29 protein-coding genes are annotated in these 26,463 nt (G+C 65.0%); 19 read left to right on the plus strand and 10 right to left on the minus strand.

Annotation, left to right across the window (positions count from 1 at the left end):
• Positions 1-525: 525 nt before the first annotated feature.
• Positions 526-1,719, plus strand: coding sequence for a hypothetical protein (locus QX108_RS00810; RefSeq protein ID WP_315784898.1), 1,194 nt, complete (start codon positions 526-528; stop codon positions 1,717-1,719).
• Between the two features lie 127 nt (positions 1,720-1,846).
• Positions 1,847-2,710 carry a hypothetical protein gene (locus QX108_RS00815; protein ID WP_315784895.1) on the plus strand — a complete coding sequence of 288 codons (864 nt, stop codon included), beginning with the start codon at positions 1,847-1,849 and terminating at the stop codon, positions 2,708-2,710.
• 836 nt (positions 2,711-3,546) lie between these two features.
• Here QX108_RS00815 and QX108_RS00820 read toward each other — a convergent pair.
• From QX108_RS00820 to QX108_RS00830, 3 genes are all read right to left on the minus strand, one after another.
• Positions 3,547-3,954 carry a DUF4174 domain-containing protein gene (locus tag QX108_RS00820; protein ID WP_315784892.1) on the minus strand — a complete coding sequence of 136 codons (408 nt, stop codon included), beginning with the start codon at positions 3,952-3,954 and terminating at the stop codon, positions 3,547-3,549.
• A 98-nt stretch (positions 3,955-4,052) separates the two neighbouring features.
• Positions 4,053-4,550, minus strand: coding sequence for a nucleoside deaminase (locus QX108_RS00825; protein WP_315784889.1), 498 nt, complete (start codon positions 4,548-4,550; stop codon positions 4,053-4,055).
• Positions 4,551-4,560: 10 nt separating this feature from the next.
• On the minus strand, positions 4,561-4,983 hold the full coding sequence (locus QX108_RS00830; RefSeq protein WP_315784886.1) for a PA2169 family four-helix-bundle protein: 423 nt from the start codon (positions 4,981-4,983) through the stop codon (positions 4,561-4,563).
• A gap of 273 nt (positions 4,984-5,256) precedes the next feature.
• On the opposite strand from QX108_RS00830, the gene QX108_RS00835 reads away from it, so the two are divergent.
• Positions 5,257-5,604, plus strand: a complete 348-nt coding sequence (locus tag QX108_RS00835) for a hypothetical protein (protein WP_315726120.1) — start codon at positions 5,257-5,259, stop codon at positions 5,602-5,604.
• Between the two features lie 23 nt (positions 5,605-5,627).
• On the opposite strand, the gene QX108_RS00840 is transcribed toward QX108_RS00835, so the two are convergent.
• Positions 5,628-6,173: a GNAT family N-acetyltransferase gene (locus QX108_RS00840; protein WP_315784883.1), complete on the minus strand. Its 546-nt coding sequence runs from the start codon at positions 6,171-6,173 to the stop codon at positions 5,628-5,630.
• A gap of 113 nt (positions 6,174-6,286) precedes the next feature.
• On the minus strand, positions 6,287-7,492 hold the full coding sequence (locus QX108_RS00845; protein WP_315784880.1) for a M20/M25/M40 family metallo-hydrolase: 1,206 nt from the start codon (positions 7,490-7,492) through the stop codon (positions 6,287-6,289).
• Between the two features lie 252 nt (positions 7,493-7,744).
• On the opposite strand from QX108_RS00845, the gene QX108_RS00850 reads away from it, so the two are divergent.
• The 3 genes from QX108_RS00850 (at position 7,745) to QX108_RS00860 (ending at position 9,563) form a co-directional block, all read left to right on the plus strand.
• Positions 7,745-8,311, plus strand: coding sequence for a cytochrome b (locus QX108_RS00850; RefSeq protein ID WP_315784877.1), 567 nt, complete (start codon positions 7,745-7,747; stop codon positions 8,309-8,311).
• Between the two features lie 149 nt (positions 8,312-8,460).
• The gene (locus QX108_RS00855) at positions 8,461-8,865 is read left to right on the plus strand and encodes an OsmC family protein (RefSeq protein ID WP_315784874.1); all 405 of its coding nucleotides are present in this window, start codon (positions 8,461-8,463) and stop codon (positions 8,863-8,865) included.
• A complete protein-coding gene (locus tag QX108_RS00860; RefSeq protein WP_172108330.1) occupies positions 8,862-9,563 on the plus strand; it encodes a VIT family protein in 702 nt (233 codons plus the stop codon). The genes QX108_RS00855 and QX108_RS00860 overlap by 4 nt, the downstream gene beginning before the upstream one ends.
• Positions 9,564-9,859: 296 nt before the next feature.
• On the opposite strand, the gene QX108_RS00865 is transcribed toward QX108_RS00860, so the two are convergent.
• Complete coding sequence (locus QX108_RS00865; protein WP_172108332.1) at positions 9,860-10,162, minus strand: hypothetical protein; 303 nt, start codon at positions 10,160-10,162, stop codon at positions 9,860-9,862.
• A 537-nt stretch (positions 10,163-10,699) separates the two neighbouring features.
• Here QX108_RS00865 and QX108_RS00870 point away from each other — a divergent pair.
• From QX108_RS00870 to QX108_RS00905, 8 genes are all read left to right on the plus strand, one after another.
• Positions 10,700-11,458, plus strand: coding sequence for an SDR family oxidoreductase (locus tag QX108_RS00870; protein WP_315784869.1), 759 nt, complete (start codon positions 10,700-10,702; stop codon positions 11,456-11,458).
• Positions 11,455-12,378: a sigma-70 family RNA polymerase sigma factor gene (locus QX108_RS00875; RefSeq protein ID WP_315784866.1), complete on the plus strand. Its 924-nt coding sequence runs from the start codon at positions 11,455-11,457 to the stop codon at positions 12,376-12,378. The genes QX108_RS00870 and QX108_RS00875 overlap by 4 nt, the downstream gene beginning before the upstream one ends.
• A gap of 323 nt (positions 12,379-12,701) precedes the next feature.
• Positions 12,702-14,234, plus strand: coding sequence for an acyl-CoA carboxylase subunit beta (locus tag QX108_RS00880; RefSeq protein WP_172108336.1), 1,533 nt, complete (start codon positions 12,702-12,704; stop codon positions 14,232-14,234).
• A gap of 395 nt (positions 14,235-14,629) precedes the next feature.
• On the plus strand, positions 14,630-15,088 hold the full coding sequence (locus QX108_RS00885) for a hypothetical protein (protein ID WP_315784862.1): 459 nt from the start codon (positions 14,630-14,632) through the stop codon (positions 15,086-15,088).
• Positions 15,089-15,264: 176 nt separating this feature from the next.
• Positions 15,265-15,981, plus strand: coding sequence for an alpha/beta hydrolase (locus QX108_RS00890; protein ID WP_315784859.1), 717 nt, complete (start codon positions 15,265-15,267; stop codon positions 15,979-15,981).
• A 55-nt stretch (positions 15,982-16,036) separates the two neighbouring features.
• Positions 16,037-16,351, plus strand: a complete 315-nt coding sequence (locus tag QX108_RS00895) for a hypothetical protein (RefSeq protein ID WP_315719653.1) — start codon at positions 16,037-16,039, stop codon at positions 16,349-16,351.
• A gap of 371 nt (positions 16,352-16,722) precedes the next feature.
• The gene (locus QX108_RS33465) at positions 16,723-16,923 is read left to right on the plus strand and encodes a hypothetical protein (RefSeq protein WP_409998467.1); all 201 of its coding nucleotides are present in this window, start codon (positions 16,723-16,725) and stop codon (positions 16,921-16,923) included.
• 16 nt (positions 16,924-16,939) lie between these two features.
• Positions 16,940-17,191 (plus strand): GCG_CRPN prefix-to-repeats domain-containing protein, encoded by a 252-nt coding sequence (locus QX108_RS00905; protein ID WP_315719655.1) that lies wholly within the window; start codon positions 16,940-16,942, stop codon positions 17,189-17,191.
• A gap of 162 nt (positions 17,192-17,353) precedes the next feature.
• Here QX108_RS00905 and QX108_RS00910 read toward each other — a convergent pair whose 3' ends face one another.
• Positions 17,354-18,028: a metalloregulator ArsR/SmtB family transcription factor gene (locus QX108_RS00910; protein ID WP_315719656.1), complete on the minus strand. Its 675-nt coding sequence runs from the start codon at positions 18,026-18,028 to the stop codon at positions 17,354-17,356.
• Positions 18,029-18,127: 99 nt separating this feature from the next.
• On the opposite strand from QX108_RS00910, the gene QX108_RS00915 reads away from it, so the two are divergent.
• Complete coding sequence (locus QX108_RS00915) at positions 18,128-18,442, plus strand: NIPSNAP family protein (protein ID WP_315719657.1); 315 nt, start codon at positions 18,128-18,130, stop codon at positions 18,440-18,442.
• 45 nt (positions 18,443-18,487) lie between these two features.
• Positions 18,488-19,306 carry an isocitrate lyase/phosphoenolpyruvate mutase family protein gene (locus tag QX108_RS00920; RefSeq protein WP_315784852.1) on the plus strand — a complete coding sequence of 273 codons (819 nt, stop codon included), beginning with the start codon at positions 18,488-18,490 and terminating at the stop codon, positions 19,304-19,306.
• A 69-nt stretch (positions 19,307-19,375) separates the two neighbouring features.
• On the opposite strand, the gene QX108_RS00925 is transcribed toward QX108_RS00920, so the two are convergent.
• Both QX108_RS00925 and QX108_RS00930 read right to left on the minus strand, forming a co-directional pair.
• On the minus strand, positions 19,376-19,687 hold the full coding sequence (locus QX108_RS00925; protein ID WP_315726122.1) for a hypothetical protein: 312 nt from the start codon (positions 19,685-19,687) through the stop codon (positions 19,376-19,378).
• A gap of 215 nt (positions 19,688-19,902) precedes the next feature.
• Positions 19,903-20,331, minus strand: coding sequence for a hypothetical protein (locus QX108_RS00930; RefSeq protein WP_315784850.1), 429 nt, complete (start codon positions 20,329-20,331; stop codon positions 19,903-19,905).
• Between the two features lie 137 nt (positions 20,332-20,468).
• Here QX108_RS00930 and QX108_RS00935 point away from each other — a divergent pair, with 137 nt between their 5' ends.
• Together QX108_RS00935 and QX108_RS00940 are read left to right on the plus strand one after the other, a co-directional pair.
• Positions 20,469-21,113, plus strand: coding sequence for a trimeric intracellular cation channel family protein (locus tag QX108_RS00935; RefSeq protein ID WP_172108360.1), 645 nt, complete (start codon positions 20,469-20,471; stop codon positions 21,111-21,113).
• Positions 21,114-21,427: 314 nt separating this feature from the next.
• Entirely contained in the window at positions 21,428-24,919 is a 3,492-nt protein-coding gene (locus QX108_RS00940; protein ID WP_315784848.1) for an indolepyruvate ferredoxin oxidoreductase family protein, read from the plus strand.
• A 134-nt stretch (positions 24,920-25,053) separates the two neighbouring features.
• On the opposite strand, the gene QX108_RS00945 is transcribed toward QX108_RS00940, so the two are convergent.
• The gene (locus QX108_RS00945) at positions 25,054-25,476 is read right to left on the minus strand and encodes a hypothetical protein (protein ID WP_315784845.1); all 423 of its coding nucleotides are present in this window, start codon (positions 25,474-25,476) and stop codon (positions 25,054-25,056) included.
• 111 nt (positions 25,477-25,587) lie between these two features.
• Between QX108_RS00945 and QX108_RS00950 the strand changes: the two genes are divergently transcribed.
• Positions 25,588-26,181: a hypothetical protein gene (locus QX108_RS00950; RefSeq protein ID WP_315784840.1), complete on the plus strand. Its 594-nt coding sequence runs from the start codon at positions 25,588-25,590 to the stop codon at positions 26,179-26,181.
• Positions 26,182-26,463: the final 282 nt, after the last annotated feature.

Here is a 26,463-nt window from a genome sequence, read left to right on the forward strand (position 1 = left end):
ATGATCTGCTCATTCGCCGCAGGAATGCGCCAGGGGCCTTAAACGCCCGCGATCTCCTCGAGGTTGCCGATGCTGAGGGCCAAGCGGTCGATGCGGGTTACCGTGAGCACGTCGTCCATGGAGGAAGTCAAAGACGGCACGCATCTCCTCGAGGCCTCGAACGCCTGCTGTGCTTTTCCAGAGCGGATCAGATCATAATCGGTCGCGCGCAATGCGGTTCTTGGACATCTTTTGGTCGGTGGTGCTTACGCGGGCACACCCGATGACAACCATACGAGCACCTTATCCAATTAGGTATTGAACTCGTGGAGAATTGTGCATCGCACTCTAAAAGAGCATTCTACTAAGACGGCTTTTGTGCCTCAGGTCAGCGTTTCGCGAGGGTGAACCCAGCCGGACAAGGTCTCTAGTGGCGAGGCTCAGGCACCCTGCATCTTCTCGGCTTTCCACCGGTCCAATCGGGTACTCTGGTTGCGTTGCTATTTGTACGAGTGCTATCTGTGAACTCGTAAGAGGGGGCAGTAAATGGCACGCAAGGGAAGCGCTACTTCGGAGACCATCGCAGAGGCAAATGAAAAGGTTGAAAAGGAGGTTGCGCGACGGAAGCGCACCGTCCGCAGCTTCCCGGCCGCTCCCTTCGAAGATAGCATTGATTTTGTGAAAAGCATGTTCCAGTTCGGAAGCGGGGAAGCCGTCCGCAGGTTGTCGCTGTTCGACCATATCGGCAAGTCACCCGATAGCGGCGCGAGCCGCATGCTCGTAACAAACGCGAACAAGTATGGGCTCATCAAAGGCAATTATGCAAGCGAGACGCTCGAATTGACCCAAGATGGGGTGCGCACTGTTGATCCGCAAATACCAGCGCGAGACCAACTACGCGCAAAGATCAAGCTCGCAATAGAGGACATCGAAATCTTCGCAAAGCTCCATGAACGGTTTGTGGGCAGGGCTTTGCCAGCAAAAACGGCTCTGGTCGATACGGCTGTGGAGTTGGGCGAAAGCAGAGATGCCGCTCCTGAGGCTGTCGAAACATTCATTCTTAATGCGCGATATGTCGGCCTCTTAGCAATGCTGTCTGGAGCCGAACGGCTCGTTTCTAAAGACGCCGCGGTGGATGCCATCCAGCAGCCTCCGGGGCAGACGATCTTGGGAGCGCTTCCGTCATCGGTTCTACCACCCACAACTCCACCCCCCGCCGGTGCTGTCATCACGGCAGATCATGCCAAATTCGAATCCACCTGCTTTTACATCAGTCCGATTGGCGCCGCTGACAGCGAGTATCGCCAACATTCCGACCTGTTCATGGGCACGCTCATCGAACCGTCCGTAGCATCGTTCGGCTTATCACTGGTGCGTGCCGATCAGATAGACAAGCCGGGAATGATCACCAAGCAGATCATGGAATTTCTGGTCAAGGCCCGGCTCGTAATTGTTGATATGTCTTACCACAATCCTAATGTGTTCTACGAGCTAGCCATCCGTCATATGATGAGATTGCCCATCGTACAGATTGTTCGAAAAGCTGACACGATACCATTCGACGTCAACCAGATGAGGACAGTTATCATCGACACGTCGGATATCTATTCGTTCGCGCCGCGGATTGGCACCTATCAAACGGATATATCCTCACACATCAGGCGAGCGCTCGAAGCTCCTGAGGCGGTCGAGACCCCAATATCCACTTTCTTTCCGACCCTCCGTGCGGTGCTCGGATAGACACGCTCGATACTGAAAAAGCCATGCGCCTCCTCAAGCGACTCGGGACAAAGAAGCGAGGGCTGCTCCGCAGTCTATCTTCGAATTCTTCTCGGAAGCGACGCAGGATCACATTGGTACCAGCGAGATGAACCGGCAGGAACGTCGAAAGGCCGAGGCATTGGAGAGAAAGTCGCGCCGCCTATTGAAATTGCGCTGCTCTGGCTGTGATCGTGTCGGGCTGCCGATGACAAAGGAGCATTTCTTTCCGCAGTGGCTCATTGAGAGTGCGAAAGTGCACCATGAAGGAATTACTTGGCTTGATGGACAAACAATAGACCCGGATAAGGCGACCATACCGCTTTGCGCACATTGCAACGAGACCTTCGGAACTTCACTCGAAGGGCCGGTGGCTGAAATATTTCGGCAGTTGGAGCAGGGAACGGCCCTAAGTGAAGATGAGTCTGAGTTGCTCGTGCGTTGGTTGTGGAAATTCGAAGGGTTGCAGTGGGCCGCTGCGACCAACAAACCAGAGGGACTGTATACGCGCCGTTACACTCTTCGCGAGAGAGCAGCGGAGGTAAATGCCTTCAACGAAGTCCGGACAGACATGTTGCTGGCAGTAGCGCTCACCCACAGGAACGATCCAGACTTTCGCGACTGGCCCATGGGCCTCGATACTCCCCCGAGCGAGAATGCGCTGACTATGAGTGGTGTCTTCGGCCGCGTCGCCCTCATCTGCTCACTGGCTGAATTCGCAGACGAAATCCCTGACGTCTATGGTAAGTATCATTTTGGCGCTCCAATCGGCGAAAGAAACACCAAGGTGTTCTTGCCGCCGATGTCATTTCCGTTCTCGGAAGGGGCAATCAACACAACCCGCGAGGTTGGACTGCGGCTCACTTTGCTGCACGACGAGTGGGGGCGCAGAGGATGGTTGCGGAGGGACCAAGGCGTGATCATCCCGACGCGTCCGCGAGTGGAGCTACCCTCGATCCGAAAGGCGTACTGAATTGCGTTCAGGTCGAAAGTGGTCACAAGTGATGGTGAGATGGCATTGGTAGCTCAGGCGAGTTTCATTGCGCGGGTTTTGTCTGTCGCGTTGTTCCTGGTGCGTCATTCAAGTCATATAGTTAAACTGTTTTATTTCGAGCTGGATTTAGGCCTGTGCCCGACGGGCAATCCTTGCATGCCACGCATGCGCCAAATGCCCGTCGTGCCAGTTTGTCGCGCACTCATCCCTTGTCACGTCGGGCAAATCACCCTCACATTCTCGCGCATCCCGGCTCGCTGAAGAGGGACGTTTCGCGATCGTCATGAAGCGTCGAGCCGGAGAGGCGACGGGCGCGTTGCTCTGCAGCCGGGGGTCACAGCCCGTGCCGACGAACGGAGCGATGCGACGGCGAAGTGGCGTGGTCCTGGTCTCCCGACGCTGAGACCAAGCCGGTGGTGATGATCCACTGGTGACGGGGGCAAGACAGCCGGTCCCCGGGGAGAGCGCCTATAAGTCGCAAAACCGTCGCGCAGGGAAGGCCGGATATTGGGCTGAACCTGTGGTTCTGCCGCGTGCTTATCTGCTGCACGCGGACCGCGGGTGTCAGCCGATACCCGGTCTTCCCTGCGCCTCTTCTTCGACAGGAGAGGTCGATCGATCGCAAAGCTCGGGCGCATGCGGCCGCGAGGCGGCTCAGTCATGCCTGCTGTTTGAAACGTGGAGAAGTCTGCCGTGACGATGTCGCGCGCCCGTGCGGCACGGGAGCAGGTCGTTGACGGTGCACAGGACCTCGAGCCTTTGGCGCCGCGGCTCATCCGGTCGGCGCGATCCAACAGCGCCGCCGCGTGCCGTCTTTATCGCGGCCTGTCGCGCCGCATCTCGTCCTGCCGCATCGGCATCGCGTCGACGCGCTTGAACAGCGCGTCGGCCGAAACAGGCGTGTCCGACGTGAAGGCCGTGTGGCCGTCCTTGCCGATCAGCGTGACCTTGAAACGGCTGACGTCGCTGCCGAGCGCCGCGCGAAGCTCGCGAGAGGCGGCGCTGTCGTCAACGGCGTCGAGCAGCACGATCGCGCGCTCGGACATGCCGGCTTGGGCGGCGTCGTAGATCCGGCGCTGCTGCTGTGCTGCGGCGTCGTCGGGGCCGGTCACGACCAGGAGCCGGTTCTTCCATTTGTACCGGTCGAGCGGGGAGGCGTCACTCGGGTTGGGCATGGCGATGAATCCTGCGAGGATCGCGGTCGTGAGCAGATGCCGTCGCATGGTCGGGGTCTCCTGATGGCTCTCGCCTGAACGGCGGCGGCAGCGGGCCGGATCTCCGGTCGTGCCGCCTGCCTCCGCTCCGGCCAGCGCGGCCCGCTCTAGCGGTTGCCCTGGTCCTCGACCGGGACATCGTCCCAGGGCCGATAATACAGCTTGCTGCAGGCCTCGCGCAGGACGCCGCCTTCGATCGTGATGTCGTCGCGATAGGCGTTCGCGACGAATTTGAGCGTGTCGACATGGCGCGCCTCGAAATACATCTGGTGCACGTCGTCGCGGCCGGCGCCGAACACGATGCGGCCGACCTTGCTCCAGATCGAGGCCATCGTGCACATGCCGCAGGGCTGCAGGGTGGTGTAGAGCGTAGCGCCGCGCAACTCGCCGTCGTCGAAGCCGCGGCCGGCGGCGCGGATCGCCTCGATCTCGGCATGCGCGGTGGCGTCGTGCTTGGCGGCGACATGGTTGCGCTCGGCGGCGATGATGTCGGAGCCGAGCACGATCACGCAGCCGATCGGCGACAGCGACGGGTCAGCACCGTCCTGGGTGGCGACCTTGATCGCCTCCTGCATGAAATGCTCGTCGGTTTTCAGGTTCGGCACGATCGGGCGCTCAGGCTGCGAGCTGCTTCATCTGGGCGATCTTCGCCTGCAGGCTCGCGCGCTGCCGGGTCAGCGTGGCGGTGGTCGCGGCATCATCAGCGCAGTCCTTCAGCGCGTCGTCATATTGGCCAAGGATCTGCTCCTCGCCGCTGACGAAGGACGACAGCGCATTGGTGCCGAGGCCCGTCAGGGCGGAGCGGACGCGGATGACGGTCTGATGCACCGTCGACATGAAGGAGCCGGACTCGTCCGGCGTCTCGCCCATCCGACGGAGCGCGTCATGCAGCTCGGCGTGATCGCGCTCCTTGAGCGCGATCATCTCGGCGAACAGCGCCTTGAGCGCCGGCGTTTCGGCGTCCTTGGCCGCTTCCTGATAGCCGTTGCGCGCATCGATCAGGGACGTGTGCAGTGTCTTCAGGCTGTCGGCAGCCATTGTCGCCTCGCGGGTCCGTCGTGTCTGATGTGTGGAAATTTCGACGGGGACAATCCGGATTTGCCGGCTTTGTTCCGGGGCTGCTGCCTTCCGCCACGGGGGTGGGTGACGTCTTCGCGGCCGGAGTCGTTGCACGCGCTCACGCCGCCGCAAGTGGTTGCCCGGGGTAGGGCGGCGTCGTAGGCTCAGCGCGCGGAGCGACGGGCATGATCCCGGACCGGGGCGGTTCAGGACATGGTGTCGGCGCTGATGTCGCGGAGGACGGCGCGGGTGATGGATGAAGACGACCGGAGCGGACAAATCGCCCTGATCGAGTCGCGGATCGAGCAGCTTGCCGAGATGGCCGAGCGGTGTCGAAAGTTCATCCTGGCTTCGAAGGTCCTGATCGCTGCCGGCGCCGCCTTGCTGCTCGGCGCGGTGCTCGGCCTGCTCGGGTCCAATGCCACCGCGCTGCTCGGCGCCATCGCTGCGGTGCTGGGTGGCATCGTGTCGCTCGGATCGAACGTCAGCACGCTGCGGCAGACAACGGCGGCGATGGCCGAAGCCGAAACGCTGCGCTCGGACCTGATCGGCAGCATCGACCTTCGCCTGGTCCGCGACGCCAGGCGACTCGGAGCGTAGCTTGCCCGTGCGGTGAAGCCCCCTCAACGCTCCTCTTGCATGATCTTCTCGAAGCGGAAGAAGTCGCCGTCGTCGGGCATGCCCTCCAGCGGCGGCCGATGCGGCAGCGGGTTGTGGGCGTTGTAGTATTCGACGATCCGGAAGCCGCATTTGTTGACGTAGAAGTGGATGTTGCGCTTCTCGAAATACGGCGTGAACGTCTGCCAGACCTTGGTGTCGGGGTAGCGCGCCTCGATCGCCCGCCACGCGCGCTGCCCGATGCCGCGGCCATGCTGCCGGAGCGAGATGTAGAACAGGTCGAGCGAGTTGTGATGCGACACCGGATCGATGCTCAGGACGGCGCCGCCGACGCGTCTTCCGTCGAGCAGGACATGATAGGTCGCCGCGCCCGGTGCGGTGAACGACTGCTCGATATCGTCGCCGGAGGGGATCGCCTGCTCCGGGACCGAGCCGATCTCGTCCGTCAATGCGGCGGAGAAGGCCTCCTGCAGTTCCTGCTTGAAGGCCGGCAGATCCCGCTCGTCGGCGACCTCGAGGGTTACGTGGCCGTCTCCGCTCTCGTGTTGCAAAACCAGTCCTCGCTGCAAGATGCCCCGTGCGATCCGCCGCCGGGCGCGGCGATATCAACGCGGTGAAGCTTACCGCCGTCTGACACGGCGATCGCAGCGAAGCGTGGCGCAATTCACCCCATCGTCGCCAGCCGCACCGCCAGCGCGCAGGCGCGGTCGTATTCGTCGAGGTTGATCCACTCGTCGATCGTGTGCGGCTCGTTCTGGCCGGTCCCGAAGGTGACGGTGGGGATGCCGTGGCGGACCATCCAGTTGGCGTCGAGGCCGCCATTGCCGGCGCGCAAGGTCGGCGTGGCGCCGATGTCGGTGACGGCGGCGGTGGCGCGCTTCACGACGGGCAGGGTGTCCTTCATGCGGAACGGATGATAGTCGGTCTCGGCCTTGAACTTGACGCGGCCGGACTTGCCCTCGCTGTTGGTGACCTGCCTGGCGGCCTTCTCGAACGCCGCCTTGTAGGCCTTGGTGATCTCGCGGATGAACTTGGCGTCATGGCTGCGGCATTCGCCGCGGACATGGACGTAGTCGGTGACGACGTTGGTGGCATCGCCCGCGGGGCGGCCTTCGCCGCCGGTGACCGGGCCGACATTGCTGGTGCCTTGTCTGGCGTCCTTGCCCTTGCCCTTCACCACCTTGCCGAACCAGCCGCCGGCTTTGACGTCGGCGAGCGCGAGCGCCAGGATCATGGTGGCGCTGATGCCGCGCTCCGGCGCGACGCCGGCATGCGAGGCGCGGCCGAAGATCTCGACCTCCCAGCGGTCGGCACCGACGGCGCCGATGGTGACCGACGAGGCCGAGCTGCCGTCGAAATTGAACGCCATCTCCGGCCCGCCGAGGTCGTCGGTGTTGACGTGGCGCGCGCCGTAGAGCCCGCTCTCCTCGCGCACGCAGAACAACAGCGTGATCGGCGGATGATCGAGCTTCTGCCGGACGAGCTCGGCCGCGAGCGTCACGAGGATGCCGCAGCCGCAGCGGTTGTCGCCGCCGAGCGCGGTCCTGGCCTGGTTGACGATCTTGCGGCCCGTGATCTTCGGCTGCGCGCCGGCGCACAGCGGCACCGTGTCCATGTGGGTCATGAACATGATCCGCGGCTGATTGTGCCGGCTGCCGCGTCCCGGCAGCTCGACGATCAGATTGCCGGTCTCGGTCGGCAGCGGAATCCGCGTATTGGCATCGTCCAGCCGCATCGCCTTGGCCGGCACGCCAGCCTGCTTCAGCGCCGCCATGATCTCCCGCCCGATCGCCTTCTCCTGACCGGTCACGCCCGGCACGGCGAGAAAGCGCATCAGGCGATCGGTGGCGGCGGCGGTGTCGACGGACATGGCGAATCCCTGGTGCAGCGCGATGGACCAGCATCGCTCCCGCGGCGGCGCTGTGCAAGGAGAGCCGCTGCAACACGGCAATGCGCCACGTGACGGGGACAGCCGCCGGTCAGTTGCCCGTCATGCCGACGATCCCGTCGACCCCAACGTTATCGCAGCCGCGTCGTCGCACCGGGCCGATGCCGGCACGCGCTTGATCCACATCAACGAGGCAGGCTTGCGTGAGGAGCACAGTCAAAGAGAGGTCCCGAAATGCAGCTGTTCAATTCGACCAGGAACTACGGCGCGATCCCGCAGGCGCTGCATTGGTTGACGGTCATGCTCGTGGCCGTCACCTGGGCGCTCGGTGTCTTCGGCGACATCTTGCCCAAGGGCGCAGCGCGCGACTCCGGTCTGCTCGTGCATGTGACGGCCGGCAGCGCGATCCTCATCGTTCTTGTGGTCCGCCTGGCGTGGCGGCTGGCCGATCCATCGCCGCCGCCGGAGGCGCGCGAATTCGCGACATGGATGGGGAAGTGGCAGGATCCGGCGGCGCGTCTCGCGCACTACGTGCTCTATGCGCTGCTCTTTGCCGTGCCTGTCGTCGGGATCGTGCTGCAGTTCGCCCGCGGAGATGCCTTGCCGTTGTTCGGTATCGCCGAGATCGCATCGCCCTGGGCCAGGGACCGCGCGTTCGCCCACAACGTCAAGGAGGTCCATGAGCTTCTCGCCCATGCCCTCGTCATCGTGGCCGCCATGCATGCGGCGGCCGCGCTGATTCATCACTGGATCTTCCGGGACCGGACGCTGCTTCGCATGCTGCCTCACGCGGACAAATAGGGAGACGGCACGTCAGCCGCGAATGACCGCTCGCGGCCCGCGCGCCTCAACCGCTGCAGCCGAACGGCGCGCCATCGCGATCCGATCGATCGCTCCGCTCGGGCTTCTGTCCGCCAATGCCACACGGACACACGGCCGGGAGACTCGCTATGCTGGAGTATCACGTCAACGCCCGACGGATCGACGCGCATGAAAGCGTCGCAGACTGCAAGGATGCGACCGTGGTGCTCGACACCGATGTCAAAGGACGGCGGGACGCGTTCAATCCTGCCGAGCTTCTTCTCGCGGCGGTGGCCGCCTGCATGATCAAGGGAATAGAACGCGTGACGCCGATGCTCAAATTCGATCTGCGCGGCGTCGACGTGCGCCTGACCGGCGTCCGTCAGGACAGCCCGCCGATGATGGCCTCGATCGACTACGAACTGATCGTCGACACCGACGAGGACGACCGCCGGCTCGAGCTGCTGCATCAGAACGTCAGGAAGTATGGGACGATCTCCAACACCGTGGCGGCCGCAACGAAGCTCCACGGCGTGATCAGGAGAAAGACATGAGCCGCCTTCGCGTCCATCCCGAAAATCATCTGGTTGCCCGGATCGGATGGCTCAGGGCGGCCGTTCTCGGCGCCAATGACGGAATCATTTCGACCGCCAGTCTGATCGTCGGCGTGGCGGCGGCGGCGGCGACGCGAAGCGACGTGCTAATCGCCGGCGTCGCGGGTCTGGTCGCCGGCGCGATGTCGATGGCCGCCGGCGAATATGTCTCCGTCAGCTCGCAGTCGGATACGGAGCAGGCGGACCTTGCGCGCGAACGCAAGGAGCTGAGCGACAACCCTGCGTTCGAGCTCGACGAACTGGCCGAGATCTACGTCAAGCGGGGCGTCGACGCGTCCCTCGCGCGGCAGGTGGCCGGACAGTTGATGGCGAAGGACGCGTTGACGGCCCATGCGCGCGACGAACTGGGGATCTCGGAGATCACGGCAGCGCGGCCGATCCAGGCGGCGCTGACCTCGGCCCTGATGTTCTCGGTGGGGGCCGCCATGCCCTTGCTGATGGTCGTCGTGTCGCCTGCGAACGCGCTCGTGCCGATCGTCTCCGCGGCTTCGCTCGCCTTTCTCGCGGTGCTCGGCGCGATCGGCGCCAAGGCCGGCGGGGCCAACATTCCGCGCGCCACCGTCCGCGTGACATTCTGGGGCGCTTTCGCTCTGGCGCTCACCGCCGGCATCGGGAAGCTGTTCGGGGCCGTCGTTTGAAGCGGGGGTAACGCCTGCGCGACGGCCACGAGGCCGATGCTCGGGATGCGACGTCTCACCAGCCTATCGAGGCGATCCGGTTGCAGCGATAGCAACGAAAGACGCGGACCGCCGCGGCGCCCATCACGGCGGGCAGGTCGCCGAGGTAACGCGCGCACCCTTAACGCGCACCCCGGTCGCCAGTCCGGCCCCGTCTCAGCACATCGCCGCCCGCGGTGGCCGACTGGCAACGGCGCGAACGGCCGCTGTGCGAGCATCGGAGTCGGGCCGGCCGCCGCGATGAGTTGCAGTGCAACTCAGTGGTTCAGCGCCTGCACGCCGTCATGGACCTGATAGACCACCTTGCCCTCACGCCAGGCGAAGGGCGCGGCGGGATCGCGGCAGACGATGCCCGATTCGGGAATCAGCTTGTCGCACAGCATGATGATGATGTCCTGCAGCGGAGCCGATGTGTCGTTCTCCTCGGTCATCCGATCGATCGAGATCTCGCCGCCTTCGACGCCGTCGTCGATGTGGACGATGAAGATCTCCTCATGGCCGTGAATGCCATGCGCCGTCACCCGGAACACTTCGCCCTTGTATTCGAATTCGCGAACCATCGTTTCCACCCTTGCCGTGTTGTTGATTGCCGCAAGCGGGAGCGGAAACTAGGAGTGCACGTTGCGAGGGTCAAGAAGAGTCGGTGTCGGGAATCCGACAAAATGCAATGGCGCTGCGAGGCGCTTGCAGATGTTGTTAGTTGCGTCGATGCAGAAAATCTGCGTCGGTATTTGTTGTCGAACGGTGCCGCGTCGCTGAACGGGGTGTGGCCTCATCGCGGCGGAGGGACGGTCCAGGAATCCGCGCATTGGCGTCGGGCCCACCGCCTCGGCCGGCACCCAGGCCTGCTTCAACGCCGCCTTGATCTCCCGCTCCGATCGCCTTCTCCTGTCCGGCTACGCGCTGGACGCTGAGATGAGGGCGTTCGGTGGCGGCGGTGGTGTCGACGGACATGACGCGACTCCCGCGATGGGCGGTGGGCCGCGAGCATCCAGCCCTGTGGCCCGTTGCGCGAGGGGGGCCGGCGCATGGGCGCTGCCTGACTCTTTTGCCGTGCCTCGATCGTCTTCACTTCATCTGGACATTGGAGCCTGATCATGAGCCTGAAAGACAAGACGATCGTCGTGACCGGTGGCAGCCGCGGGCTCGGCCTGGGCCTGGTGGAGGCGCTCGTCGCGCACGGCGCCAGGGTTACCGTGGTGGCACGCGGAGCCGAGGCGCTGAACGCTGTTGCAGCCCGTCTCGGCGTGGCCACGATCGCGGCCGACGTGACCGACGAAGCCGCCGCGCACCGCATCGTCGGTGACGTCAGCCCCGACGTCCTGGTGCTGAACGCCGGCACGACGCCGCGCATGGGCCGGCTGGATCGGCTGAGCTGGACGGATTTCTCGATGGTCTGGGAGACCGACGTCAAGGCTGGGCTGTATTGGCTGCAGGCGGCGCTCAGGCTTCCCCTCAAGCCGGGCAGCCGAGTCCTGATCGGATCGAGCGGGGCGGCGGTGGCCGGTTCGCAGATGTCGGGCGGTTACGCCGGCGCCAAGCGCATGCTGTGGCTCATGGCGAAATACGCCAATGGCGTATCGGCAGAGAAGAAGCTCGGCATCCGCTTCCAGGCGATCGTGCCGCGGATGATGATCCTGGGCACCGGGGTTGGTGACTCGGCTGCGGGCGCCTATGCGAGATCGATGGGCATCACACCGGAGCAGTTCGTCGCCCGCTTCGGCGCCGCCATGCCGCCGCGCGCGTTCGGCGAACGGGTGGTCTCGATCCTGGAGGAACACCAATTTGCCGATGGCGTCGCGTTCGGGCTCCATGGCGACGCCGGTGTGACCATCATGGAAGGGGCGGCAGCTTGAGCGCAGGCCGACATTCTCCCGACGAAGGGCGGCGGGCCGAGCTCGCCGCCCTTGCGGAGCAGCTGCGGCCCGAGCTCCATCGCTACTGCGCACGCCTGATGGGTTCGGTCATCGATGGCGAAGACGTCGTGCAGGATACCCTGGCGAGGGCGCTCGCCGCCTCGGATGAGAGGCGGGACATCGGAGTGCTGCGCGCCTGGCTGTTCCGGGTCGCCCACAACCGGGCGCTGGACCTGCTGCGCAGCCGTGCGATCCGGACGACCGAACCGATGGAGGCCGCCGGCGACGTCGCCGACGACAGCGCGCCCGATGCCGTGGAGATGATGATGCGCGAGGAGGCGGTCAGAACGGCGGTGTCACGCTTCACGGAGCTATCGATACCCCAGCGCAGCGTCCTCATCCTGAAGGACGTGCTCGATGAGCCGCTGGCCGACATCGCAGTCCTGCTCGATCTCACCGTGGATTCGGTGAAGGCGCATCTCGCCCGCGGACGCGCGCGTCTCGCCGAGATCAACGCCGTGGCCGGCGCGCAGCAGGCGGCCAGACCCGCATCCGATGCGGTGGCGCGCTACGTCGCCCTGTTCAACCGGCGGGATTGGGACGGCCTGCGCGCGCTGCTTGCCGACGACGTCAGGCTGCACCAGTCCGCCCATCCCGTGCGCCTCGGGGCGGCCGATGTCGGCATGTTCTTCGGCATCTACGCCACGATCGACGGGATCTGGCTGGTCCCGGCCTGGCTCGAAGGCCGCGAGGTCATCGCTGTGTTTGAAGACTGCGCGGACCCGAAGCCCAGCTACATCATGTGGCTGGAGTGGCGCGACGGCAACATCAGCGTCATTCGCGACTACCGTTATGTGCGCTATGTCATCGCCGATGCGGAACTGGCGCTGGCGGCGGACTCCGAGCAGGGGCGGCGGTGACGGCGGCGGCGCCACTCACGGCCGCACCCGGAAGGGCAATCGCATATGGCGGTGGGGCTTGGAGCGGGCAGCACGAGCCCCGCCGTCCGTCGAGACACCCGCCTTCGGCGGGCTTCTGGTCGATGTGCAGGGCCGGTGTCGGCAGCCGGCCGAAGCGTTCCCAATCCGGAGTCGCGGGACCCGCCGGCCGGCCATGACTCTGATTCCGCGACCAATTCCGAGCTGTGGAGGCCGCCTCGCGCGACCGAAAGCGGCTTTTCGGTTCCGAAACAGCCGTGTTAGAAGGCCGCCAACATTCACGGCATGGGAACGGGCGGACGCGCATGAAGGATATCCTGGACACCCTCGAGGAGCGGCGCAAAGGCGCCAAGCTCGGCGGCGGCGAGAAGCGCATCGAGGCGCAGCATGCGCGCGGCAAGCTGACGGCGCGCGAGCGCATCGAGCTCTTGCTCGACAAGGGCTCGTTTGAGGAATTCGACATGTTCGTCGAGCACCGCTCGACCGAGTTCGGGATGGAGAAGACCAAGGTTCCCGGCGACGGCGTCGTCACCGGCTGGGGCACGGTCAACGGCCGCAAGACCTTCGTCTTCGCCAAGGATTTCACCGTGTTCGGCGGCTCGCTGTCCGAGACCCACGCGCTGAAGATCACCAAGCTCCAGGACATGGCGATGAAGGCGCGCGCGCCGATCATCGGCCTTTACGACGCCGGCGGCGCCCGCATCCAGGAGGGCGTCGCGGCGCTCGCAGGCTATTCCTACGTCTTCCGCCGCAACGTGCTGGCCTCCGGCGTGATTCCGCAGATCTCGGTCATCATGGGCCCGTGCGCCGGCGGCGACGTCTATTCGCCGGCCATGACCGACTTCATCTTCATGGTGAAGAACACCAGCTACATGTTCGTCACCGGCCCCGACGTCGTGAAGACCGTGACCAACGAGGTGGTCACCGCGGAAGAGCTCGGCGGCGCCTCGGTGCACGCGACGCGCTCCTCGATCGCCGACGGCGCCTTCGACAACGACGTCGAAACGCTGCTGCAGATGCGCCGTCTGATCGACTTCCTGCCGTCGAACAATTCGGACGGCGTGCCGGAATGGCCGAGCTTCGACGACATCGAGCGCGTCGACATGTCGCTGGACACGCTGATTCCGGACAATCCGAACAAGCCCTACGACATGAAGGAGCTGATCCTGAAGGTCGTCGACGAGGGCGACTTCTTCGAGATCGCGGAAGGCTTCGCCAAGAACATCGTCACCGGCTTCGGCCGCATCGCCGGCCGCACCGTCGGCTTCGTTGCCAACCAGCCGATGGTGCTGGCCGGCGTGCTCGACTCGGATGCCTCGCGCAAGGCCGCGCGCTTCGTGCGCTTCTGCGACGCCTTCAACATCCCGATCGTCACCTTCGTCGACGTGCCTGGCTTCCTGCCGGGTACCGCGCAGGAATATGGCGGCCTCATCAAGCACGGCGCGAAGCTGCTGTTCGCCTACTCGCAGTGCACGGTGCCGCTGGTCACCGTCATCACCCGCAAGGCCTATGGCGGTGCCTTCGACGTCATGGCCTCCAAGGAGATCGGCGCCGACATGAACTATGCCTGGCCGACCGCGCAGATCGCGGTGATGGGCGCCAAGGGCGCGGTCGAGATCATCTTCCGCGCCGACATGGCGGACCCCGACAAGATCGCCGCCCGCACCAAGGAATACGAGGACCGCTTCCTGTCGCCGTTCATCGCCGCCGAGCGCGGCTATATCGACGACGTGATCATGCCGCACTCCACCCGCCGCCGCATCGCGCGTGCGCTCGCGATGCTGCGCGACAAGAAGATGGAAATGCCGGCGAAGAAGCACGACAATTTGCCGCTGTAGGCATTCGCGAGAGCGGTCGTCCGCGCGGTGGGGCGGCGAAAAAGTCATTGCGAGCCTAAGGCGTGGCCCTGGGCCGCTTCGCTGCGCTCGCAATGACGGCGAATGTGGCGCTTGCTGAGAAACACCCTAGCGCGCAACTGCGTCAGGCGTGCCGAACGCGCTCCACACCCACCGTCATTGCGAGGAGCGCAGCGACGAAGCAATCCAGAGCCTCGCGGGGGGCTCTGCACGGCTGCACTCGCCTTGCGGAGATTGCGGCAATCTGGCGCCGGTTCCGGCCCTGGCGTTAAGCACGTGGCTTAACTAACCTTTAATGATGGGTTTGCGGGAACTGGGCCGCTGGCCTAGCTTTGATGGTCAAGGCAGGCGAGTGCGTAGAGTAGAGGTCGCGTATCATGGCTGATAGAACATCGGCGTTTCCTCATCGAGTTTGGGTTGCCTGCGCAGGGGCCGCCGCGCTGATGCTCTCCGCGGGGACCGCCTCGGCCGGGTCTGGCGCTGCGGTGGCTGCGCCGGTCGCTGTGGCTGGGTCGGGCCAGGTCGTAGCGCCGGCGCCGGGCGTGCGGCCCTTCGTTCGCCACCACCACCGCGGCATTCGCTCCTATCTGCCGGCCGCCGGCGCCTTTGCGTATGGTGGCACCGGCGAGCCCGTGATTCAGCAGATCCCCGAGCACACCTCGGCCGACGTGCGTTACACCTATACCTACGACGTGCCCTGGGACTGGGCGCATCGCTATCCGCCGAACGTCGTGCCGTCAGATCGGCCCTACGTCTCGAGCTGTCCGATGCAGACCGTGACGGTGCCGGGCCGCCGCGGCGGCGATCACAGCGTGACGATCACGCGCTGCTACTGACGTCTTGAGCCAGCTCAATGCGAGCCGCGTGACCGGGCGATAGGTTTTGAAGAATACCGACCGGCCTCGCTCGCGCGAGGTCGCCAGGTGACGAGGCCCGGACTCCTAGGCACTCCGGGCCTCGTTGATTTCTGATACTCTCCCGCCATTCGCGAGTCGGGCGGGGGAAGGCTACGATGATCAGACCAACGGCTTGGTCGTGTCGCGTGACGGTGCGTATCTGGCTGGCGCTGGCGCTCTGCGCTTGCGGGAGCGCTGCATGGGCCGACGAGACAGTCACGGTCGGCGGCTCGCGCGTGGCCCTGATCAAGCCGAAGGCGGTGCGTGCCAGCGTGATCCTGCTGCCCGGCGGCGACGGCGCCATCAATGTCGGCGATCACGGCGACATTCGTAGCCTGCTCGGCAACCAGCTGGTGCGCACGCGCAACGCCTATGCCGCCCGCGGACTCGCGGTGATGATCGCAGACGCCAACACCGACCTCAAGGCCGCCATCGACTACATGGCCGCCATCAAGCGTCCGGTCACGGTGATCGGCACCAGCCGCGGCACCTTGCGCGCGGCGGAGGGAATTGCGCGCGGCGCCCGGCCCGATGCGCTGGTGCTGACATCGGGCTTCCTCAGCCCGGAGTCCGGCAGCTCCTCGAACGTGATGTCGATCCTGGGCTCACCGGCGACGCTGCCGCGGACGCTCGTCATTCACCATACCGGCGATGCCTGCAAGGTGACGCTGCCCGCTGGGGTCGATCCCTTCATCAAATGGGCCGGCGGCCGCGCCCGCGTGAAGTGGCTGTCTGGCGGCGCCGAGCAGGGCGATCCCTGTCAAGCCCGCGGTCACCACGGCTTCAACGGCCTCGATGGGCAGGTGGTGTCGCTGGCCGCTGGCTTTCGCTGAACCGCGGATTGCGGTTAGGCTCGGCGACAAGACCAACAACATCCGGAAGCTTCCCATGACGCCAGCCATTTTCGTCGTCCGCGCCACGGTGCCCGATGCTTCGAAACGCGAGGAGTTCGACCGCTGGTATCGCGACGTTCACCTGCCCGATGCCGTCAGGAGCTTCGGCGTGCGCAAGGCGTGGCGGGTGTGGAGCCTGAGCGACCCCGCAGTGCATCAGGCGATGTATCAGTTCGATGATGTCGCCGCGATGGAGCGGGCCGTCGGCGGCGAGGAGATGAAGCGGCTGATCGTCGACTTCAATCGCGACTGGCCCGAGGTGACGCGGACCCGCGAGAGCTTCGCGCTGGCGCAGACCGTCGAAGGTTAAGTCGCGCGATCGACCGACCATGACGAAAGCGTGGCGGCGCCATATCCGCGCCGCACGTCATGTGGTGAGACAGTTCAGCTCACGTTCAGGTGATCAGTCGAATACTGCCTTCATGCTCTGAGCTCATGGATCATGGAGGCGCGCGATGGAACGACGAAATTTCCTCAGATTGGCATTGGGCCTCGGCTGCGTGGCCGCTGCGGGCGCCGCCCTTCGCGCGACGGAATCGATCGCAGCGCCGCTTGCGCCGTCGCCCCTCAACGGTGCGCTTCCGTCAGCAAGAGACATGGATGTGGAGCGCGCGGTGACCTCGCAGGAGGAGGCCGGTCGGCTCGCCCCGGAGCAGGTGCGCGGCGGGCACCACGGGCATCATGGTCATCACGGTCACGGTCATCATGGCGGTTGGCGCCGGCGTCACTGGGGCTGGCGGCGCCGCCATTGGGGCTGGCGTCACCATCATCGGCATTGGCGGCGCCGCTGGCACCGTCGTCATCATTGGTGATCGGCGTCGGAGGCGTGAACTTTCGTCATCACCGTCAAACTACCGTTGGAGCCGCGTCGCGGCGTGTTGAAGGGAAGGAATGAGCGATGAAGACTCTTGCTGCCGCTGCTTTGGCTCTCGGCGTTGGCCTGTTCAGCCTGTCCACGGCACAGGCTGCGCCACTCGCACCGATCACGCCGGCGATGGTGCAGGGCGCCTCGTCCGCCGAGATCATTCAGGTGGCGCAGGGCTGTGGACCCGGCTTTCACCGCGGTCCGCGTGGCGCCTGCCGGCCGCTTTACAACTGTCCTCGGGGATGGCACACCGGCCCCTACGGCAAGCGCTGCTTCCGCAACTGATAACGCCTCGGCGTGACAGTCGGGCAGGGATTGCGCAGCAGCGCGATCCCTGCTGCTGCGCCTGATCCACTTGCTCAGAACGTCGAGCAGCAGTGCGTCTTATTCGGCCGGCGCGTCGCGAAACGCGAGGTGATCCGCATCGGCGATCACAGCGCGTGATCGTCAGTCGCCGGCCGGTCCGAACAGCGCCGCAAAGTGCTTTTCCCCAGCGCGGCTGAAATTCACGATGCGACTGCCGGCCGTGGTGTCGCGCGCGGCCCATTTGAGCTCGGTGAAGCGCTTCATCAGGGCTGCGCCCAGCGTGCCGGCGAGATGATGCCGGCGCGCGCTCCAGTCGAGACAGGCCTTGCAGACCGGCCGCCGCGGGTGCGTCAGCATTTCCGGCGAGATCCTCAAATGTCGCGCAAGGAAGTGCTCGCCCTCCTCGGTGAGGATGATCTCCTGCTTGCGATGGCGCACCAGCTTCTGCCGGACCATGCTGTCGAGCATCTGCACGCCGAGATCGCCGGCGAGATGGTCGTAGCAGATGCGGGCGCGCCGCAGCTCCGGCTCCTTGGGCCCGGTACGGACTCGCATGTGGCCGGCGCGCGCCGCGAGACCGGCGAGCTTCTCCAGCACGTCCGCGACATCGGGATCGGCGAGCCGGTAGTAGCGGTGGCGGCCCTGCTTCTCCGGCTCGATCAGGCCGCCGCCCTCCAGCTTGGCCAAATGGGAGCTTGCCGTCTGCGGCGTCACGCCGGCCTCCTGTGCCAGCTCGGTGGCGGTCAGCGCACGTCCGGAGAGCAGGGCGGTCAGCATGTTCGCGCGGGCGGGATCGCCGACCAGCGCTGCAACCATTGCGATATCGGGACCTGATTTCATACTTCGATGCTAGCCGAAGCATTTCCGTCGGGCAAGCAGATAGTCTCGATCATGCCAAACATACTCGAGGTTGTCATGAGCATCACCGTCTTCATCCGCTATCGCATCGATCCGTTCAAACGCGACGTGTTCGAGCACTACGCACAGCGCTGGCTGTCGATCATTCCGCGCTGCGGCGGCAACCTGATCGGCTATTTCATGCCCCATGAGGGCACCAACGACATCGCCTATGGCCTGATTTCCTTCGACAGTCTCGCCGCTTACGAGCGCTATCGCGCGACCTTGCGCGGGGATGCCGAGGGCAGGGCGAACTTCGCGCTCGCCGAGGAGCACAGGCTCATTCTGGGCGAAGAGCGAACATTCTTGCGCAGCGTCGTAGCGGCGCCATGAGAGCGGTACTATGCTGGTGCAACTGATGCGAGATGGGAGAATGACATGGCAGTGACTACCACGGCGGACAAGCGCGCGGCCTTTCGCAAGCTGCATGAGACGGGTTGCTTCGTGTTGCCCAATCCGTTCGATGTCGGCACGACGAAGATGCTGCAGCATCTCGGCTTCAAGGCGGCAGCCTCGACGAGCGCCGGCTTCGCGTGGTCGATCGGCAAGGCCGACACGGGCACGACGCTCGACGAGATGCTCGCGCATCTCGTCGCGTTGTCGGCGGCCGTCGACATTCCCGTCAACGCCGATTTCGAGGGCGGCTTCGCTGATGCCCCGGAAGGGGTGGCCGCCAACGTGGCGCGCGCGGTCGCGACCGGTGTCGCGGGCCTGTCGATCGAGGATTCCACGGGTGACAAGGACGATCCGCTCTATGAGCGCGAACTGGCCGTGGCGCGCATCCGCGCCGCGCGGCAGGCGATCGATGCCAATGGCGGCGACGTGCTGCTGACCGGTCGCTGCGAGGCGTTTCTCTGGGGCAAGCCCGACCTCGGGCTCGTGACCGACCGTCTCACGGCCTATGCCGAGGCCGGCGCGGATTGTCTCTATGCACCGGGGATCAAGACGGTCGAGGAGATCTCCGCTGTGGTGAAGGCTGTGGCGCCGAAGCCGGTGAACCTGCTGATCGGGGCGTCCGGCCTCTCGTTGGAGCAGGCCGCGGGACTTGGCGTGCGCCGCATCAGCGTCGGCGGATCACTGGCGCGAATGGCGTGGGCTGGTTTCATGCGCGCAGCGAAGGAGATGGCAGAGCAGGGCACCTTCACTGAGCTGGCGAAAGGCTATCCCGGCGGCGAGCTGAACAAGATCTTCGGCTGAGAGCAGATCCACGCATGCAGAAAAGCCGCGGACCTGCCGCGGCTTTTCCAATTCAGCAGCTCCAACCGCTCAGTAGCGGTCCGTCCCAATGCCGACGCTCACGCCGGGGGCGCGGATGCCGATGCCGCCGCGATCTTCATAGGTGCGGCGCTCGATGTAGCGCTCGCGCGGGGAATAGGCGTAGGAATCGCGGTCGCGATCTTCGATGATGACGCGACGTTCGCGGTGCTCGCGCCAGCAACGTCCGTTCTCGTTGCAGACCATCCGGACGTTCTGGACGTCGCGCTGCGGGACGGCCGAAACGTCGGGCGAGAGCGGGGCGGCCGAGGCTGCGGTCATCACGAGCGTGCCTGCTGCGGCTGCGAGAGCAAGAACCTTGATCATGTGTCTCCTCCAATCATTGGGTCAAAGTGCCGCACAGCCAATCGGCAAGGGCGTGATTGGTTCCACCCCAAATGTTGTTGGTACGTGATCATCGGCCGGAGCCCGCCTGGTGCTGACAAGGACTCTCTCAAAAAGAAGCAGCGGGTGATTGCTCACCCGCCGCCAGTTGTGACGGCTCATCGCCGTCTGCGAGATAGAGTCGTCGGGCGCGATTATTTCGCGTTGTTGTTCTGGCCGCTCGGTGCCGCCGGCGGCGGGGTCGTGCGATCACCGGCTGCGCCCGTGGTCACGCCAGGCGAACCGTTGGGCGTGGTGGCGGTCTTCGTCGATGCCGATTGCGACGCCGGCGTGGTGCTGGCCTGGTCGTTGCGCATCGACATGTTGTTCAGGCCGTAGAACACCGCGCCGAGCAGGATCGCGATGCCGAGTGCGTAGGCCGCCATGCGGCCGGTCGAAGCGCGTCCTTCCGACAGCTCCGGATCCGGCTGCAGCTGACCATCCATGCGCGCCGCGCGATCGTATTCGGTGCCCGTCATGCCCGCCCCGGTCGGGTCGGCGGCGCCCATGCCGGGGCGCGTCGTCATGTCCGGCCGGGTCATGCCGTCGGGATAACGTTCGTTCGGAAGCCGTTCGTTGGCCATTGCATCCTCCTTGCGATTGTCTGCGGACAACCAGCGCGACCCTGCCTCCGTTCCGCGAAACCTTACGAAATCCCCATCTGGATCGTGTCGCGGCACGCTAAGGTTCCGGGCGCGCCTTTGCGATTCTGGAGCTCTCGATGTGGAACCTGCCGCCGGCTGACAGCGTGTTGCATGTGTTGTCCTGGCTGGCGCTGGCGGCGCAGGCGATGACCGCAGCCCTCGCGGCAGGGCGCCGCAGCATGGACTGGATGGGCGTCTGCCTGCTCGGCGCCATCACCGCGCTCGGCGGCGGCACGCTGCGCGACGTTCTGCTCGGACATTATCCGCTCGCCTGGGTCGAGCGGCCGTCCTATCTGCTGCTGACCCTGCTCGCGCCATTCGTCACCATCGCGATGGCGCGTGTCGTGCACCGGCTGACCACCGCCTTTCTCGTGCTCGATGCCATCGGGCTCGTGGTGTTCACGATGTCGGGCTGCAACATCGCCTGGCAGATGAACGTGCCGTTCGGCATCGTCATCGTCGCCGGGATGATCACGGGCTGCGCGGGCGGCGTGCTGCGCGACATCCTCTGCAACGACGTGCCGCTGCTGTTTCGCGCCGAGCTCTATGCCAGCGTGTCGCTGCTGACCGGCTTGATCTATGCCACGGGATTGTCGCTCGGACTCGGCAGCGGCGTCCTGACGGCGCTGACCTTCGTGTTCGGGCTGTCGTTCCGGCTGCTGGCGATCCGCTACAAATGGAACATGCCGCGCTTCGTCTTCACGGGCGAGGAGCGCGGCTGAGCCGCCGCGTTGTCGCATTGCACAATGACGTCGTGGCAGAATCGTGCATGCCGCAACGCTCCGGTAACCGTTTCCCAGCGCTCGCCAAGCCATGCTGCGCATCATCCCATTTCGCGCCGGCGGCCGTTTCCGACATAAACCGCAAAAGCCGCCGCTGGCCGTCGCCATGAAATTGCGATTTCGGGTGGCTGCCCTGCGCAGGCGAGATTTGTGATGCGCATTCTTCAAAAGCGGACATAAATGATTGGCAGAACGCGCGCTTCCGCCCGAGGGCGGTGAGCTGCGCCCCCGAAAAAGCACGGCAAGAGGGCGGAATGGGCATCAACGAGAGCGAGATCAATCTCGACCAGAAATACACCGCGAGCTCCGGCCACATCTTCCTGACCGGCATCCAGGCGCTGGTGCGGCTGCCGATGGCCCAGATCCGGCGCGACCGCGCCGCCGGCCTCAACACCGCCGGCTTCATCTCCGGCTATCGCGGCTCACCGCTCGGCGGCTACGACCAGCAGCTGTTCTCGGCGCGAAAACATCTCGAGCAGTACAACATCAAGTTCCAGCCCGGCGTGAACGAAGATCTCGCGGCCACCGCCGTGTGGGGCTCGCAGCAGCTGCATCTGTCGCCCGGCGGCAAGTATGACGGCGTCGTCGGCATCTGGTACGGCAAGGGCCCCGGCGTCGACCGCTGCGGCGACGTCTTCCGCCACGGCAATGCTGCGGGCTCGGCCAAGAATGGCGGCGTACTGTGCCTCGCCGGCGACGACCACGGCGCCAAATCCTCCACCGTGCCGCATCAGTCCGACCACGCCTTCATGTCGGCGCTGATGCCCTATCTTTATCCGTCGTCGATCCACGAGATGATTGAGATGGGCCTGCTCGGGATCGCGATGTCGCGCTATTCCGGCTGCTGGGTCGGCATGAAGGTCATCACGGAAACCGTCGAGACCACCGCCGAGATCAACCTCAACGACGAAATGACGCCGTTCGTCATCCCCACGGATTTCGAGCTGCCGCCTGGCGGCCTCAATCTGCGCTGGCCGGACGACCGCTTCGAGCAGGACCGCCGGCTGCAGGACTACAAGGGCTTTGCCGCGATCGCCTTTGCCCGCGCCAACAAGGTCAACCGCATCACGATGGATTCCCCGAACGCCCGCTATGGCATCATGGCGTCGGGTAAGAGCTACGAGGATATCCGCCAAGCGCTGCGCGAGCTCGGGATCACCGAGGAGGTCGCCGCCAAGATCGGGCTTCGCCTCTACAAGATCGGCATGCCCTGGCCGCTGGAGCCGGAAGGCGTACGGCAGTTCGCGGTCGGCCTCGAGGAGATCTTCATCATCGAGGAGCGCCGCGAGATCGTCGAGAACCAGGTCAAGCAGGAGCTGTTCAACTGGCGCGACGACGTCCGCCCGCGCATCGTCGGCAAGATGGACGATCACGACAAGCGCTTCCTGCCATTCGCGACCGAGCTCTCCGTCGCCTCGCTCGCGACCTCGCTGACCGAGCGGCTGCTTCGCCTCGACCTCAATCCCGAGATCAAGGCGATGCTGCGCGCCAAGGCCGACTGGTTCAACGGCCGCGACGCCTCGCAGATGCAGCTGGTGTCGCCGGTGGCGCGCACGCCGTATTTCTGCTCGGGCTGTCCGCACAATACTTCGACCAAGGTGCCCGAGGGCAGCCGCGCGCTGGCCGGCATCGGCTGCCACTTCATGTCGCTGTGGATGAACCGCAACACCGAGACGTTCACGCATATGGGCGGCGAGGGCGTGCCGTGGGTCGGCATCGCGCCGTTCACGGGCGAGGAGCACATCTTCGCCAATCTCGGCGACGGCACCTATTTCCATTCCGGCAGCCTCGCGATCCGCCAGGCGGTCGCTTCCAAGGCCAACATCACCTACAAGATCCTCTACAATGACGCGGTCGCGATGACCGGCGGCCAGCGCCATGACGGCGATCTGTCGCCGCAGCAGATCACCTTCCAGCTCCACGCCGAAGGCATCCGCGAAATCTACCTCGTCTCGGAAAACCCGGACGCATATCCGAGCGACAGCATCGCGCCGGGCGTGAAGCTCGCGCATCGCGACGAGCTCGAGAACGTCATGAAGACCCTGCGCCAGACCAAGGGCGCCTCGGCGATCGTGTTCGTGCAGACCTGCGCCGCCGAGAAACGCCGCCGCCGCAAGCGTGGCACGATGGAGGATCCGCAGCGCCGCGTCTTCATCAACCCGGCCGTCTGCGAGGGCTGCGGCGACTGCTCGGTGCAGTCGAACTGCATCTCGGTCGAGCCGCTGGAGACCGAGCTCGGCCGCAAGCGTGTCATCAACCAGTCCTCGTGCAACAAGGACTATTCCTGCGTGAAGGGCTTCTGTCCGTCCTTCGTCACCATCGACGGCGGCAAGCCGCGCTCGCGCGCGCCGGCCGAGCTCGGCGACATCGGCGAGATGCCGGAGCCGCTGGAGAAGCCCGCGCTCGACCGGCCCTATAACGTCGCCGTCGGCGGCGTCGGCGGCACCGGCGTGCTGACCATCGGCGCGCTGCTCGGCATGGCCGCCCATATCGAGGGCAAGGCCTCGATGATCCTCGACATGTCCGGCCTCGCGCAGAAGGGCGGCGCGGTGCTCAGCCATGTCCGGCTGTCGCAGAACACCGCGGATGTGACCTGCTCGCGCATCGTCACCGGCACCGCCGATCTCGTCATTGCCGCCGACGAGGTGGTGGCGGGCGCCAAGGAGACGATCACGCTCTGCGACTCCGAGCGTACCCATGGCGTCATCAACAGCCATCTGATTCCGACCGCCGACTTCGTGCTCAACCGCGACTTCAACTTCCAGAACCGCAAGGTGACGAGCCTGCTGGAGACCGCGCTCCGCAAGGACGCGACCTTCTTCGACTTCACCAAGCCCGCCGAGGCGCTGCTCGGCGACTCCATCGCCACCAATATGATGATGATGGGCTATGCCTATCAGAAGGGCCTGCTGCCGCTGTCGGCGCAGGCGATCGAGAAGGCGATCGCGATCAACGGCGTCGCGGTCAAGATGAACACCGAGGCGTTCCGGCTCGGCCGTCTCATGGTCGTCAATCCCGAGCGCGTCGCGGGCATGATGACCGGCCAGGACGAGACGGTGCCGCCGAAATCGCTCGACGCCATGACGCTCGACGAGATCATCGCCCATCGCATGACCTACCTCACCGCATACCAGAACGCCCGGCTCGCCAAGCGCTACCGCAAGCTGGTCGACCAAGTCCGCGACGCCGCCGACAAGGGCGGCTATGGCGAGGCGCTGCCGCGCGCGGTGGCGATCAACTACGCCAAGCTGCTGGCCTACAAGGACGAGTACGAGGTGGCCCGGCTGTTCTCCGACGGCACCTTCGAGAAGCAGCTCCACGACGCCTTCGAGGGCGACTACAAGGTCTCCTTCAACCTGGCGCCGCCGATCTTCAACTCAGGCCTCGATCCGCAGGGCCGGCCGAAGAAGAAGAGCTATGGCCCGAGTATGATGAAGACCTTCCGTCTGCTGGCGAAGCTGAAGGGCCTGCGCGGCACGCCGCTCGACATCTTCGGCTACTCGGCCGAGCGCAAGATGGAGCGCGACCTGATCGCCGGCTACGAGAAGGACGTCGCCACGGTGCTGAGCCTGCTGTCGCCGGCCAATGCCGAGATCGCCGCCGAATTCCTGTCGCTGCCCGACAAGATTCGTGGCTACGGCCTGGTCAAGGAGAAGGCCGTGCAGGATGCCAAGGTGCGCTACGCCCAGCTCGCCGCCGACCTCGCCAACCCGCCGCCCGCGCCCCGGCAAATGGCGGCCGAGTAGGGGCGCAGAGGGTGCGCAAAGCGCCGCCACCGGCAGCGCGTGCCCACCATCTCACCGCAGACTCGGAGCCAAATGGTGGGCACGTCGCGCAGCTTCGCGTCGCGCCTTTTGCCCGCCCTACGGATTCGCCGGCTTCAATCCGCCGTCGACTGGCGCATGCCGATCTTGTGGTAGGTTCGGCCGCACGGCGAGATCTCGACGAACGCCTCGTAGAACGGTTCCTCGCTCGGCGAGACCGCAATCAGGTCCGGCCGCAAGCGATACACCACGCGGATGTAGCGGATCTTGTAGCCGAGCAGCAGGTTGGCGAAGGAATTGCCCGGCTGGAAATCCGGTATCGAGCAGCAGTTCGGATGTCTGGCCAGATAGGAGGCCGGGGTCTCGCCTGGCTGGAGATCAGCCATGTCGTCAAAGCGGTGCGCGATGGCCAGCTCGAACAGCTCGCTGTTGGAAAGATATCGGCCTTTCAGATAGCAGAAGCTGGTGACGTTCAGGAAGCTGACGGCGAGGATGCCGACAAATGCGATTGCAGCCCACATGAATTTCGGCTCCGCCATGTTTCTCCGTCGACGAGACTATCTTGGCAGCGACGGGCTCGTGGTGGGGGCCCCCCGCAAATCCGTCGCATTTCGTGAGGAGTTTTCGTGCAGGCTCGGACGGAGACGATGATGTGGCGCACCTTGATGGCACTAGCGCTGCTCCTCACCGCATCGCCGGCGGTGAATGCCCACGAGTTCTCATGGCGAGGGGTGGGTCCCGTGCATCTCGGCATGACCGTCGCACAGGCCGAGCGCGCGCTGAAGGCAAAGCTGGGGCCGGTCTTGCCGCCATTCGCGAGGGATTGCTACGTCACCGGTCGTAGGGACGGGAAAGACAAAGCGCTGTCCTACGTCATCGTCAATGGACGGATCGTCGTCGTGACCGTGTTTCTCCGCGACTATGCGAAGCCGGATCCGGCCGTCGTCGATGCGAACGGGATTGGGGTGGGCGCGACGGAGGCGGACGTTCGCCGCGGATATCCGCAAGTCAAGAAGGAGCTGTCGCCCGACTTCCGGGGCATCAGTCCGGAGCAGGCCGAGGAATTCGCACGCGACCGCGCCCGCCACGGAGTCACCGAGCCGGAGCCCCCGCCGCATTATTGGATGATCGCAGAGGGAAGCGATGGCAAGCGCGCCATCGTCTTCGAGACGCAGGATGGCAAAGTCCTTTCCTTCAGCGTTGGGCTCAAGCCTGAGGTTCTGCTCAACGAGAATTGCATTTGACCATGCCCGTCGTGCAGATTTTGCTTTACGAAAACCAGAAATCATGCTCTATTGTCGCTATCCCGTCTCACTTCGGAGGGGCGTTGCGCGCGATCGTCACGACACGCGAGGCGGGGAGCGATGGCCGCGAGGAAGCCGCAGCGTAGCTTGCTACGCGGACGAACGGTTTTGCGCGGACGTGAAGTCGCAGCGTGCTGGCACCCCGATGCTGGTGTCCCGCGCAATGCGCAAGCATTGTCGCGAATGGTGGCCAACAAGCCCGGCGCACCAGGCAGACTGCGT

Origin of the sequence: Bradyrhizobium sp. SZCCHNR1002, from assembly GCF_032381435.1 — a bacterium.
In the GTDB taxonomy this organism is placed as follows: Bacteria; Pseudomonadota; Alphaproteobacteria; order Rhizobiales; family Xanthobacteraceae; genus Bradyrhizobium; species Bradyrhizobium aeschynomenes.